The organism is Paenibacillus sp. J22R67, assembly GCF_059692175.1.
The window spans coordinates 1-12,971 of record NZ_JCAUAX010000023.1 but is presented as its reverse complement, the minus strand read 5'-3'; the positions used below and the strand labels follow the sequence as shown (position 1 = coordinate 12,971).

8 protein-coding genes and 2 riboswitches are annotated in these 12,971 nt (G+C 51.6%); of the genes, 7 read left to right on the top strand and 1 reads right to left on the bottom strand.

The window, feature by feature from the left end; all coding sequences use genetic code 11:
* The first annotated feature begins 97 nt into the window (after positions 1-97).
* The 3 genes from nadX (at position 98) to AC58VC_RS36875 (ending at position 3,823) form a co-directional block, all read left to right on the top strand.
* On the top strand, positions 98-904 hold the full coding sequence (nadX, locus tag AC58VC_RS36885) for an aspartate dehydrogenase (protein ID WP_497376442.1): 807 nt from the start codon (positions 98-100) through the stop codon (positions 902-904).
* Positions 905-929: 25 nt separating this feature from the next.
* Positions 930-2,336, top strand: coding sequence for an NAD-dependent malic enzyme (locus AC58VC_RS36880; RefSeq protein WP_497376441.1), 1,407 nt, complete (start codon positions 930-932; stop codon positions 2,334-2,336).
* 500 nt (positions 2,337-2,836) lie between these two features.
* On the top strand, positions 2,837-3,823 hold the full coding sequence (locus AC58VC_RS36875; protein ID WP_497376440.1) for a Gfo/Idh/MocA family protein: 987 nt from the start codon (positions 2,837-2,839) through the stop codon (positions 3,821-3,823).
* A 53-nt stretch (positions 3,824-3,876) separates the two neighbouring features.
* Here AC58VC_RS36875 and AC58VC_RS36870 read toward each other — a convergent pair whose 3' ends face one another.
* The gene (locus AC58VC_RS36870; protein WP_497376439.1) at positions 3,877-5,235 is read right to left on the bottom strand and encodes an APC family permease; all 1,359 of its coding nucleotides are present in this window, start codon (positions 5,233-5,235) and stop codon (positions 3,877-3,879) included.
* An 88-nt stretch (positions 5,236-5,323) separates the two neighbouring features.
* Positions 5,324-5,426, bottom strand: a riboswitch (guanidine-I (ykkC/yxkD leader).
* 191 nt (positions 5,427-5,617) lie between these two features.
* A riboswitch (guanidine-I (ykkC/yxkD leader) is annotated at positions 5,618-5,719 on the top strand.
* Between the two features lie 72 nt (positions 5,720-5,791).
* On the opposite strand from AC58VC_RS36870, the gene AC58VC_RS36865 reads away from it, so the two are divergent.
* From AC58VC_RS36865 to atzF, 4 genes are read left to right on the top strand one after another with little or no spacing between them, the layout of a single operon-like run.
* Complete coding sequence (locus AC58VC_RS36865; RefSeq protein WP_497376438.1) at positions 5,792-6,508, top strand: urea amidolyase associated protein UAAP1; 717 nt, start codon at positions 5,792-5,794, stop codon at positions 6,506-6,508.
* Positions 6,509-6,532: 24 nt separating this feature from the next.
* Positions 6,533-7,183: an urea amidolyase associated protein UAAP2 gene (locus AC58VC_RS36860; RefSeq protein WP_497376437.1), complete on the top strand. Its 651-nt coding sequence runs from the start codon at positions 6,533-6,535 to the stop codon at positions 7,181-7,183.
* Between the two features lie 23 nt (positions 7,184-7,206).
* The gene (gene uca, locus AC58VC_RS36855; RefSeq protein ID WP_497376436.1) at positions 7,207-10,827 is read left to right on the top strand and encodes an urea carboxylase; all 3,621 of its coding nucleotides are present in this window, start codon (positions 7,207-7,209) and stop codon (positions 10,825-10,827) included.
* 16 nt (positions 10,828-10,843) lie between these two features.
* Positions 10,844-12,676 (top strand): allophanate hydrolase, encoded by a 1,833-nt coding sequence (gene atzF / locus AC58VC_RS36850; protein WP_497376435.1) that lies wholly within the window; start codon positions 10,844-10,846, stop codon positions 12,674-12,676.
* Positions 12,677-12,971 lie beyond the last annotated feature (295 nt).

Sequence of the window (12,971 nt, the reverse complement as noted above, 5' to 3'; positions counted from 1 at the left end):
AATTAATTGGTTTATGGTATACCAAATACAATATTTTTGATATGATAGAGTGACAAGATGAGATCATTTGAAACCATCATAGGAGGATCCACTACTTATGTTAAACGTTGGCATTATCGGATATGGAACCATTGGCCAAGATGTAGCGCAAGCTATTTTGCAAGGAAATGCTGGGCAAGTTCAATTAAAAGCGATACTAGTTCGTGATGAGACGAAGTATCCGGATACGAGCTCCCATGGATATGTAATGACATCAAATGAAGAGGTGTTTTTTCGTCAGGGGCTGGATGTTGTGGTGGAGAGCGCTGGACACGAGGCGGTAAAGTTTTATGGTGAAAAAGCCTTAGACAACAGAGTGGACCTGATCTTGGTCAGCGTTGGTGCGTTGGCAGACGAGTCGCTGCTCCTCACAATTAGGGAGAAAGCACGGCAAACAGGCCGTAAAGTTATGGTTCCTTCAGCCGCAATTGGAGGTTTGGATCGGATCGCAGCAGGAAGTGTAGGCCCGATGGACGAAGTAACATTAGTGACAAGAAAACCACCTAAGGCTTGGATTGGCACAGTTATCGAGCAGCAGGTGAATTTAGCTGAATTAACTGAACCCTATTGCGCATTCGATGGTGTAGCTCGTGATTCCGCTCGCTTATTTCCGGAGAGTGTCAATGTTTCTGCTGCACTAAGCTTAGCCGGTGTAGGATTTGACCGGACCAAAGTGAAAGTGTTCGTGGATCCACATATCAGTCACAATACACATGAAATCGAAGCGAAGGGGAAGTTTGGGCAAATTCATTTGCAAATTAGAAATACCCCGTCCGCCGGAAATCCCAAGACCGGATATATTGTGGCGATGAGTGTCATTAAAACGCTTCGAGATCTAACATCACCTTTTGTCATCGGCATATAAAACATATAGAAATGGGGATCTGAAAATGGCCTATAACAGTATCATTCTGCGTCTGGAATTAAGTCTCAATCAAGTGAGTTTCGGTGATGTTGCTTCAGCCATTAGTAAAGCAGGGGGAGATATTACTTCGATAGATATCATTCGCCCTGGGCAAGAGGTAACCGTTCGCGATGTCACAGTACAAGTGGCTGATACAGCTGAGACCGCCATTGTTGAAGCGATTAAATCGCTTGATGGCATTCGTCTTGTTAATGTATCCGACCGAACGTTTCTTGCGCATCTTGGGGGCAAAATTTCCGTACAACCGACCCTTCCGATCAAAAACCGGGATGATTTGTCCATCGTGTATACGCCGGGAGTGGCCCGCGTGTGCACAGCCATTCATGAAGATCCTCAGAAAGCGTACTCATTAACGATTAAAAGAAATACCGTAGCTGTCGTTACCGACGGTACAGCCGTTTTAGGCCTAGGCGACATAGGCCCTCACGCAGCCGCACCTGTTATGGAAGGCAAAGCGATGCTTTTTAAACAATTAGCAGGGGTAGACGCTTTTCCGATCTGCTTGGATACGAAGGATACGGAAGAGATTATTCGCACCATTAAAGCGATTAGTCCTATTTTTGGCGGTATCAATTTGGAGGATATTAGCTCCCCACGCTGTTTCGAAATTGAGACAAGGCTTAATGAAGAGCTGGATATTCCTATCTTCCACGACGACCAGCATGGGACAGCTATTGTTGTCATCGCCGGTCTCCTGAACGCACTCAAAGTTGTTGGCAAGCGGATGGATCAGGTTCGTATCGTCGTCAATGGCATTGGGGCAGCAGGCGTCTCAATCTGTAAAATGCTGCTCGCCGCCGGAGTGAAGCGGCTCGTCCCTGTTGATCGGGAAGGTGCTATCATTCGCGGAGGCGAATATGCGCATCACCCGATGTGGGCATGGCTTGCCGAGCAGCCGCAAGTCGAAGCTAATCCTGGCAGCTTGCGCGACATCATTAGCGGTGCGGACGTGTTCATCGGGGTATCGAGGGGCGGATTACTGAGCGGAAGCGATGTGCAAAAGATGGCTCCGAACAGCATCGTTTTTGCCATGGCGAACCCAGTGCCGGAGATCGATCCGAAAGAGGCGCTTCCCCATGTGCGAGTATTTGCCACGGGTCGAAGCGATTATCCGAATCAGATCAATAACGTGCTTGTTTTTCCGGGTATTTTCCGAGGGGCGCTTGACTGCCGTGCACGTCAGATCAATGAGCCGATGAAGCTGGCGGCAGCACGTGCTATTGCTTCTGTCGTTTCTGAGAATGAGTTGAATGACCAATACATTATTCCGAGTATTTTTAATGAGCAAGTTGTTTCCAAAGTGAGGAATGCCGTGGTTGAAGCGGCTATTTTGACGGGCGTGTCACGTCGTATTCCGCCTGATTTCAGATGAGTGGCAACCATGAAATAGCGCAAAGAGTCTTGGGGGCTTAGATATTCGGGGCATCTTGAGCACCAAAAGCACCATTAACAAACCAAGCACCTGTGGCGCGTCAAGCACCACAAGCACCCCAAGCACCTCAAGCAAAAAGCACCCAACAAAGGGTGCTTTTTTTGCATGCAATCCTGCGCATACCTTTATCAACTATCCCAAATCAGGTATAGTAAAAAGAACAAATTGGTGGAACCTGTCATCTCATCAACATTCGTGTTTGGATGTGGAACTATAGTCCGCAATTTCAGCAATAGTCGCCAAAATAACCCGCCAGACGGAACTATAGGGTCTTATTTACACGTCTGATCCCCCAATTTCGCCAAAAACGTCGAAATAGAGGACCACAGATCCCCTCGACTCGCCAAAAGGCCACTTTCCGAGTACATAGAGGACTCTAGTTCCCTCTGAGCAGCAGCCTAGCCAACCGAACGCCAAAACCAACTAACAAAGGAGCCACTATGATACGTTTTGCAGTAATAGGAACAAATTGGATCACGGAAGAGTTCATTCACGCAGCCCGCGAGACGGGAGAATTTGCGTTAACAGCCGTGTACTCACGCACGGAAGAGAAGGCGGCGGAATTCGCCAATAAATTCGAGGTTGCTCACCGCTTTACAGACTTGGACGCTTTTGTGCAAAGCGACGCGTTCGACGCCGTCTATATCGCGAGCCCGAATTCGCTTCACGCCCAGTACGCAGTTCACTGCATGAATCAAGGGAAGCACGTCCTTTGCGAGAAGCCAGCAGCATCCAATACGGCTGAGTTGTCCGCGATGATTGAAGCTGCGCGCAGCAACAAGGTTGTGTTCATGGAGGCGCTCAAGTCTACGCTTATGCCGAATTTCAAAGCGATCCAAGAGAATCTGCACAAGCTTGGACCTATTCGCCGTTATTTTGCAGGCTACTGCCAATATTCCTCGCGGTATGATGCCTATAAGCAGGGAACAGTGCTGAATGCGTTCAATCCCATTTTCTCCAATGGGTCCCTGATGGATCTTGGTGTGTACTGTATTTATCCGTTGGCGGTGCTGTTCGGAACCCCAGATCGTGTGCAGGCAAGCGGCATGCTGCTGGAATCCGGTGTCGATGGTGAAGGCAGTCTTCTGCTGAGCTACAAAGAGATGGATGCGGTGATTATGCATTCCAAAATCGCAAGCTCCTATTTGCCGACAGAAATCCAGGGCGAGCACGCAACAATGGTTATTGATAAAATTAACCAGCCGGAGAAAGTAGAAATCCGTTACAGGGACGGTTCTGTAGAGAATCTTACGCGCGAGCAGAGTGCTAGAACGATGCGTTATGAAGCGGAAGAGTTCATCCGTCTGATCCAAAGCGGAGCGTCAGAGTCCGAGACGAACTCACATGCCAATTCCAGCATCGCGATGGCCATTATGGACGAAGCTAGGAAACAAATGGGACTTGTATTCCCAGCAGACCGCAAATAAAAATAAACCGAGCGATAATCAGGAAACGGTCCTGAGTTCGCTCGGTTTTTTTGTTATTTGATAGAACCAGAAGTACGCATAGGTTTACTTGGTATAGCCATGGGGGCGAGTACGGGTCCAGCCGCCTCGGAGCTAACTTTTTTCCGAATCAGATGATACACAATCCCGATAACGAGCCAGACACCGCCCATCCATAAGGCGTCTCGGTCAAGCAGCGACAGCAGATAACCAATGAATCCTGCTCCTATTAAGGGAAGCACCAGATACAAGAAGGTTTGCTTCACGGAGCGTTGGTTTTCTTTGATGTATTTTTGCGCGATGACAGAGATATTTACGAAGAAGAAGGCCGTTAGTGCCCCGAAATTTACGAATTTGACCGCATTGTCTAAGGAGATCATGAGGGCCAGCAGGGAGACGCAGCTCACGATCAAGATGTTGATTACCGGTGTATTGAACTTCGGATGAAGGTAGGCAAATACCCGTTTAGGCAAGATGGAATCGCGCCCCATGACATAGAGAAGGCGGGAGACGCTCGTTACAGACGATAGGCCTTGTGTAAAAATAGCGAGTATGAGCACGGTGATGAACACGGAGCTGAGTGCGGCCCCACCAACAAGCTTGACGATCTCGAAGCCAGCCGAATCTACATTTACGAAGGTTAGGTGTGGATAAATCAGCTGAGTCAAAACAGATGGCACTAAGTAAAGAACGCTCGCTGTAAGGATGATAATCATGATGGCCCGAGGGATCGTTTTCTCGGAATTTACGGTTTCTTCCGACATGGTTGTGACGGTGTCAAAGCCCAGGAAGGAGAAACAAATAATCGAAGCGCCGGCTAGGATCGTGGAAAATGGCACGTCTGTTTGAAGGAATAATCCCATCGGATGAACGTCTCCCGTCAAATTGCGGAAAAGGAAGAAACAGAACACGCCAATAAATAAGATTTGGATCCAAACGAACAATTTGCTGATATTCGCGGAAAATTTAATGCCGATCATATTGACGATACCAAGGATGATATTCAGCCCGATGATCCAGACATAAGCCGGGATGGACGGAAATTGTGCATGCAGATAGATGCCGAAGGTGAGACAAGCGATGATTGGGGAGAAGAAATAGTCCAGCAGAAGTGCCCAACCAACGAGGAAACCCAGGTAGGGATGGATGCTTTTTTTCGTATAGGTGTAGGCAGAGCCTGATGTGGGGAACGATTTGGACATGACGCCATAGCTGTAAGCTGTGAAGAAGATCGCGATGAAGGCAAGCAGATACGCCTGTGTCAGCATGCCATGAGCATTCTCGTAAGCTATCCCATAGATGGAGAAATAAATCATAGGCGTCATCCAAGCAAGACCCATGTAGACGACTTGATACAAGCTTAAGGATTTCCGTAGTTGGACTTCTTTTGTCATGATGATACACTCCCTTATCGTTGGTGCTGTGGTCGACCGTCTGGGGCTGGTATGCAAAAAAGCCAAGGAGATATCTAATGAACAGATATCCTCCCGGGCTTTTGTCCCTCCGTGAACACAGGGTGAGCTGTGCGTTTTCTCTTGGACCAGACCGAAGTTCAAGCCATCGCGGAACCCTAGAAAACTTTGTATGTCATGAATCATTACTTATAAGTTGAAAAGTAACCGGAACGCTTCTTCAATGTTAACTATATGTCTTTTGTGTAAGTTAATATAACACATTGTAAAGCGCATGAGAAGTATTTTACATGAAAAAGGTAAAATCACTAGAAGTTATTGACACATCCATCGGTCTATGTTATGTTTAATAACACAAATGAATACGATTGTTTACTAGGGTTCCGCCGGCACACCACCGGGCTGGTCCGAGAGTAAACCGCTTCTAGTATGAGGAGCGACACGGAAGGATAAAAACCTGGGAGATATCACCAAGACGATCTACGTCTTGTGATGTCTCCCTTTTTGTTTAACAAGATTTCAGGAGGAGATGGATACGATGGCAAACGTGTGGAACAAGACAATAGGCCCGGGTGGCAAGTGGTCTGGCGTAATTGGTAAAGGGAAATTGATCCGATTTACAGCTCTGGAGGCGGGGGCGAATGTATCCATCCAATTGTTCCACGCGAGGGACTTGACGGAGCGCTACAATATGCCGGATACGCTGAAGGCGCAGTACACCGCTCATCTGACGCGTGGACATGTGCTGATGAGTGACAATGGTAGAGTGCTCGCAAGCATCGTGGAAGACAGCATAGGCTGGCATGATCCTCTGAGCGGGTACACAAGCCGTTCAGCGACGGACGCCAAATATGGCGCCACCCATTATCAGGAGCTGCGTAATGAGTGGCTGCGAAGCGGGCAGGAGAACTTTGCTGTGGAGCTTGTGCGTAACGGGCTCAGCATGCGGGATATGATGCCTGTCCTAAACTTATTCTCGAAAGTGTTTTGCGATGAGCAGGGCGATATGCACTTCAGTTTAACGCATTGCCCCGCAGGTGCAACAGTGACGCTTCGGACAGAGTTAGATACACTGCTCGTTCTTTCCAATACACCTAATCCTCTTGATCCTAGAACCACTTATCCATCGGTGCCTGTTAACATCGAGGTGCTGCAGGCTGACCCTGTAGGCATGGATGACTTTTGCGTTAATTATCGTTCGGAGAATCGCCGGGCTTTTGAAAATACATGGGAATACCAGGCACTGCTTAGTTAATAAAAACACGGAGGAGGAACGGATATGGCGGTATTTAATCGTGTGGAAAGCCCTCGCAAAGCCGAGGAGGCCATATATAGCGAAGTCATTCAAGCGGGGGACGGTTGGATGCGCGTGCTGAAGCCAGGTCAAGTGCTGCGCATTGTCGATCTGGAGGGGAATCAAGCGGCGGATACCTTGTTTTACGATGCTGAGAATCCAGAGGATCACTACAGCGCTGTGGCGACGATTGCTGGTCAAGGCAATATTTATTTGAGCACAGGCTCGGTATTGCGTGCTGAGTCCGGCAAGGAGCTGCTCCGAATCGTAGCGGATACTTGCGGGCGGCATGATACCGTTGGTGGTTCCTGTTCGGCGCAAAGCAATACAGTCCGATACTCGCACGACAAGCTGTCGATGCACAACTGCCGAGACACTTTCATGCTGCAGCTTGCACAGCACGATGGGGGGTATACGAAGCGGGATTTGGCGCCGAATATCAACTTTTTTATGAATGTACCGGTTACAGAAGATGGTGGTTTGAAGTTCGATGATGGTGTCTCCGGACCGGGCTGTTACGTGGAAGTTCAATCGCTGGGCAGCTCCATGGTGCTAATCAGTAACTGCCCGCAGCTTAACAATCCTTGTAATGCATACAATCCAACGCCGATTCAGGTGCTAATTTGGGATAAATAGAAATTCAAAGGGGTGTGGATACGATGTTTACGAAAGTACTTATCGCTAATCGTGGTGCCATCGCTGTACGCATTGAGCGCACACTGCGCAAACTCGGGGTGGCATCGGTTGCAGTTTATACAGGAGCAGATCAAGATAGCCTGCATGTGGATGGCGCGGATGAAGCTGTTCTGATCGGCGAGGGGCCGGCGAAGGAAAGCTATTTGAATACGGAATTGATTCTGAAAACAGCGCTGGAAACCGGTGCTGAGGCGATACATCCCGGCTATGGCTTTCTGAGTGAAAATGCTGATTTCGCCCGTGCTTGTCGCGATCAGGGTATTGTGTTCATCGGACCTACCCCGGAGCAAATGGAAATGTTCGGACTCAAACACTCGGCACGCGAAATAGCGGAAAGAGCTGGTGTGCCTATGCTGCCGGGAACTCCGCTTATCACTGAGCTTGAAACTGCGCTTACAGAAGCGGCGCGGATTGGTTATCCGGTTATTCTCAAAAGCACAGCAGGAGGCGGCGGCATTGGTATGCGCGTCTGTGCGGACGAGGCGGCCTTATTGGCCGCTTATGACGGTGTGCGCCATTTGGCGGAGACGAATTTCAAAAACGGCGGCATGTTTCTTGAAAAATATATCGCCAGAGCACGCCATGTCGAGGTGCAAATTTTCGGCAACAACTTCGGGGAGGTCGTTACGCTCGGCGAGCGCGACTGTTCCATCCAACGTCGCAACCAGAAGGTCATTGAGGAGAGTCCGGCTCCGAATCTATCGGACGATGTGCGTGAGGCGATGTTCGCTTCGGCTAAGCGTTTGGCAGCTGAAGTCGGCTATCGCAGCGCAGGTACGGTGGAATACTTGTATGATCCGGAAACGTGCGAGTTTTACTTCCTGGAAGTGAACACGAGACTTCAGGTAGAACATGGCGTTACGGAGGAAGTGCTGGGGGTTGATCTTGTCGAGTGGATGGTGCGTGAAGCGGCAAACGAGTTGACGGACATCCAAGCGCTCATTCGTAAGCCGATCGGTCACAGCATGCAAGCGCGGATTTACGCGGAGGATTGCCTGCAGCAGTTCCGTCCGAGCGCGGGGCAGTTGGATCGAGCTGTATTTTCGGCTGGTGCACGGAATGAAACATGGGTGAGGGACGGCTTAACGGTTACCACCTTATACGATCCGATGCTGGCGAAAATCATCGTCCACGGCACAGACCGTATGGACGCCATCCAGAAACTGATTGAGGCGCTGTCTGAGACACGTATGTACGGAATTACTACGAACCTGCAGTATTTGCAGGCTCTTCTGCGAGAGGGAGATTGCGTAGATGGCAACGTCTTCACGCAGTTGCTAAATACCTTCGAGCCCGTTGAACGGGCGCTGGAAGTCGTAGATGGCGGCATCCAAACTACGGTGCAGGACTTCCCTGGGCGGATCAGCCACTGGGATGTGGGCGTGCCGCCTTGCGGGCCGATGGACCCATTCTCGTTCCGAATTGGCAATAAGCTGCTCGGTAATGCGGATGACGCTCCCGGACTTGAAATGACGCTGCGTGGAGGTTCCTACAAGTTTCGCAGTGATTTGTGGTTCTGCCTCACCGGCGCAGATATGCAGGCGGAACTGGATGGGGAAACCGTCGTGCTCTATAAACCGGTATTTGCGGCTCGCGGGCAAGTGCTAAGCTTCGGCGAGGCCAAAGAAGGGATGCGGGCTTATCTATTGGTCAGTGGCGGTTTCGATATGCCGAAAATTCTCGGCAGCTCCTCGACCTTCACGCTGGGAGGCTTCGGCGGACACGGTGGTCGCGCGCTGCGTACAGGTGATGTGCTTGGTGTGAACGCAGGCGGCAGCCCTGTGCAAGAAGCGGCAGAGCTTGCTGTGCAGCACCGTCCGCAAATGACACGGGAATGGACGATTGGCGTCATTCCTGGCCCGCATTGTACAGGAGAATTCCTGCGAGCGGAGTACTTGGAGCAATTGACGGAAACGAGCTGGGAAGTACATTTTAACTCGTCGAGAACTGGTGTTCGTTTGAAAGGGCCAGCTCCGCTATGGACGCGTGAAGATGGAGGCGAAGCGGGGCTTCATCCTTCCAATATTCACGATAACGCCTATGCGATAGGGACTTTGGATTTAACAGGGGATATGCCGATCTTGCTTGGTCCGGATGGTCCGAGTCTCGGCGGGTTCGTTTGCCCGGTAACAACGGCTTCGGCGGAGTTCTGGAAGCTGGGTCAGCTGCATCCTGGTGATTCGATCCGGTTCCACCTGCTGACACTTCCGGAAGCGGAGGGTTTGCGTGAGCTGCAAGAGAGCAATTTGCATGCAATTGGCGAGGGAGATTTTGAGCGGCTTACTCGTACGGCATTGCCTGCTGTTAATAAGGAGATCACGCCAGAATACCCGCGTCTATTTCATGAAGTAGACGGTCGAAGATTCCCGATCACAATCCGCTGCTGCGGTGATCAGAACCTGCTCGTGGAGTATGGCGAGCTTGAACTGGATTTGCTGCTGCGCTTCCAGGTGCAGGCTTTGATGCAAGCGATTGTGGAGAGCGGCTCGATACCAGTACTGGATCTAACGCCCGGCATTCGTTCCTTGCAAATCCATATTGACCCGACCCGAATCACCGTGCGTGAGGCGTGTGCAAAAGTTGTAGAAATCGACGCAGCTCTGCCTCCACTTGAAGAATTCCGTGTACCGTCGCGCATTGTGCGATTGCCGCTTTCATGGGATGATCCGGCGACTCAACTGGCCATTCAGCGCTATCAACAAGGCGTTCGGCCCGATGCTCCATGGTGCCCGAGCAACCTAGAATTCATCCAGCGTATTAATGGATTAGATTCGATTGATGATGTGAAAAAGATTGTTTTTGATGCCAATTACTTGGTGCTTGGCTTAGGTGACGTGTATTTGGGTGCCCCTGTCGCTACACCGGTTGACCCGCGTCACCGCTTAGTGACGACGAAATATAATCCGGCACGCACGTGGACACCGGAAAATGCCGTAGGCATTGGCGGAGCCTACATGTGTGTGTATGGGATGGAAGGTCCAGGAGGCTATCAATTCGTCGGGCGGACGATTCAGATGTGGAACCGACTGCGTTCAACGGAAAGCTTCAAGGCGGGTAAGCCGTGGTTGCTGAGATTTTTTGACCAAATTCAGTTTTATGAAGTGAGTGCTGAGGAATTGCTTCAGCTCCGTGAAGACTTCCCGCGAGGCCGTTATGAAGCGGATATTCAGGAGACAACCTTTGATTTAGGCGAATACCTGCAATTCCTAGGTTCTATAGAAGAAAGCGCAGCAACGTTCCGCAACCAGCAGCAAATCGCGTTCAATGAAGAGCGGGAGAGCTGGAAGGCGAAAGGTTTAGCAGAGTACGTATCGGAACAAGAAATTGCAAGTGAACAACCCGAGGATGAACTGCCGGCAGGTACAGTCGCTGTGCGCGGAATTATGCCAGGAAGCGTGTGGAAAGTGCTTGTTTCACCAGGTGAGCAAGTGAAGAAAGGTGATCAATTAGCGATTCTCGAAAGTATGAAAATGGAATTTCCGCAGCACGCTCCTTGCGACGGTTATGTTTCAATGATTCAAGTGAAGCCAGGGGATCAAGTTCATGCAGGGCAGCTCATTCTTGGAATTGCCCAATCTGCTTAAGGAGAGGTGTTTGTAGATGACAAAGATTAGGGAGAATGGCGTTGATAGGGAGCTTCCTCTAGAACTTACGATTTCTTGGTTGCAGGATAAATACGGTAATAAAGAATTAACGCCGCAAGAGGTCATCGCGGCTATTGTGCAGCGCGCAGCGGACGACGCGGATATGAATCTATGGATTACGCCGCCTTCAATGGCGCTCATTCAGCCCTATTTGGACGCGTTGACTGCTTTGAATCCGGCGGATGCGCCGCTGTGGGGGGTTCCCTTTGCGATCAAGGATAACATTGATCTGGTAGGGGTTCCGACGACAGCAGGCTGCGAGGAGTATGCCTATACGCCTTCGGAGCACGCAGGCGTCGTGGAAAGATTGATTGCCGCAGGAGCGATTCCGGTCGGCAAAACGAATTTGGATCAGTTCGCGACAGGACTCGTCGGCGCGAGAAGCCCTTACGGTGACGCGCACAACGCGCTGCGTCCGGAACTAATCAGCGGCGGCTCGAGCTCAGGCTCCGCCGTCGCCGTGGCTCGCGGCCAAGCGGCTTTCTCGCTTGGCACAGACACTGCGGGCTCAGGCCGTGTGCCGGCTGCGCTGAACAGGCTGGTTGGCTATAAGCCGAGTCTCGGCGCCTGGCCAACCAAAGGGGTAGTACCCGCCTGTGCGAGTTTAGACTGTGTAACCGTCTTTGCGCACAGTTTGGATGACGTGCTCGCTGTAGACAGCGCCGCGCGTGGTCTTCACGCGGAAGACCCGTGGTCGCGCAACGTGAGTCGAGGTGCTTCCCAGCTTCCGCAGACGTTGTTGCTGCCGGACGGTCCGCTTGGGTTCTACGGGCCTTATGCCACTGAATATGAAGCGGCATGGGAAAGAGCCGTGGAGCAATTAAAAGAGCTGAATCTGCCTATCGCCTACGTAGATGTTGCAATGTTCTCCCAAGCCGCGGCAATTCTATATGAAGGGCCGTGGGTGGCTGAGCGCTGGGCTGCTTTAGGTGGTTTTATTGAAGCCAATCCGGGGATTGCTTACCCCGTGACAGAAAAAATCCTCCGCTCCGGCTCTGCGGCGGAGTACGACGCTGCATCGGTGTTCCAAGCGATGCATAAGCTGCAGCGCTTCAAGTTGGAAGCCCGCAAGCTGCTGCAAGGCGCGGTTCTTGTCATGCCAACCTGCGGGGGCACATGGACCCGCGAGCAGGTGCTCGCTGACCCGATTCAGACGAATCGGGAGATGGGCCGCTACACCAATCATTGCAATTTGCTGGATTGGTGTGCGGTTGCCGTGCCGGCGGGCGATGCGGCTCCGCGTACGCCTTTTGGCATTACCCTCTTCGGAATTGCCGAAGAGGAGAGCTTGATCTGCGGCGCAGCCGAGCTGATCCTGGCGGGGGCGAGCGCGGCAAGCGAGGCTGCTAGCGCGAGCGAAGGCGCATCGGTGTCCGCAGATAGCGGAGCAAGTGCAGTGGCAGCGCAAGCGACGACGCTCGTCGCGGTCTGCGGCTTACACATGCGTGGCTACCCGCTGGAGAAGCAGATGCTAGGCTGTGGAGCGCGGTTCATCCGTGAGGATGAGACCGCAGCGAAGTACAGCCTCGTGAAGCTGCCGACCACGCCGGCGAAGCCGGGGCTCGTGAAGCAGGAGCAGGGCGGCGCAGCGATCGCCCTGGAGGTTTGGGAGATGCCGCTGGAGGCATTCGGCGGCTTTGCGGCGGCGATCCCGGCTCCGCTGGGGATCGGTAAGGTTGAGCTCCGGGATGGCACGGAGGTCCCGGGCTTTGTTTGTGAGGCTTACGCGGCCGCAGGCGCGGAAGATGTGACGGCGCTTGGCGGCTGGCGCCAAGTGGTGCCGCTGTAAGGACGATAAGCGTGTTTTACAACGTTACAGCAGTCTTTAGGCTCATTCAGCATACGTTAGCGATGAAAAACATCGTTACAGCGGCGGGACCGGCGCGTGCGGGTGAATTCCGCGCTAGATAAGCGTGTTTTACAACGTTACAGCAGTCTTTAGGCTCATTCAGCATACGTTAGCGATGAAAAAAATCGTTACAGCGGCGGGACCGGCGCGTGCGGGTGAATTCCGCGCTAGATAAGCGTGTTTTACAACGTTACAGCAGTCTTTAGGCTCATTCAGCATACGTTAGCGATGAAAA

What these genes read in the sequence shown, in the direction of transcription:
- AC58VC_RS36870 (WP_497376439.1), bottom strand. Translation starts at nt 5,235, where the DNA reads ATGACAAAAGAAGTCCAACTACGGAAATCCTTAAGCTTGTATCAAGTC.
- atzF (WP_497376435.1), top strand. Translation starts at nt 10,844, where the DNA reads ATGACAAAGATTAGGGAGAATGGCGTTGATAGGGAGCTTCCTCTAGAA.
- uca (WP_497376436.1), top strand. Translation starts at nt 7,207, where the DNA reads ATGTTTACGAAAGTACTTATCGCTAATCGTGGTGCCATCGCTGTACGC.
- AC58VC_RS36860 (WP_497376437.1), top strand. Translation starts at nt 6,533, where the DNA reads ATGGCGGTATTTAATCGTGTGGAAAGCCCTCGCAAAGCCGAGGAGGCC.
- AC58VC_RS36880 (WP_497376441.1), top strand. Translation starts at nt 930, where the DNA reads ATGGCCTATAACAGTATCATTCTGCGTCTGGAATTAAGTCTCAATCAA.
- AC58VC_RS36865 (WP_497376438.1), top strand. Translation starts at nt 5,792, where the DNA reads ATGGCAAACGTGTGGAACAAGACAATAGGCCCGGGTGGCAAGTGGTCT.
- AC58VC_RS36875 (WP_497376440.1), top strand. Translation starts at nt 2,837, where the DNA reads ATGATACGTTTTGCAGTAATAGGAACAAATTGGATCACGGAAGAGTTC.
- nadX (WP_497376442.1), top strand. Translation starts at nt 98, where the DNA reads ATGTTAAACGTTGGCATTATCGGATATGGAACCATTGGCCAAGATGTA.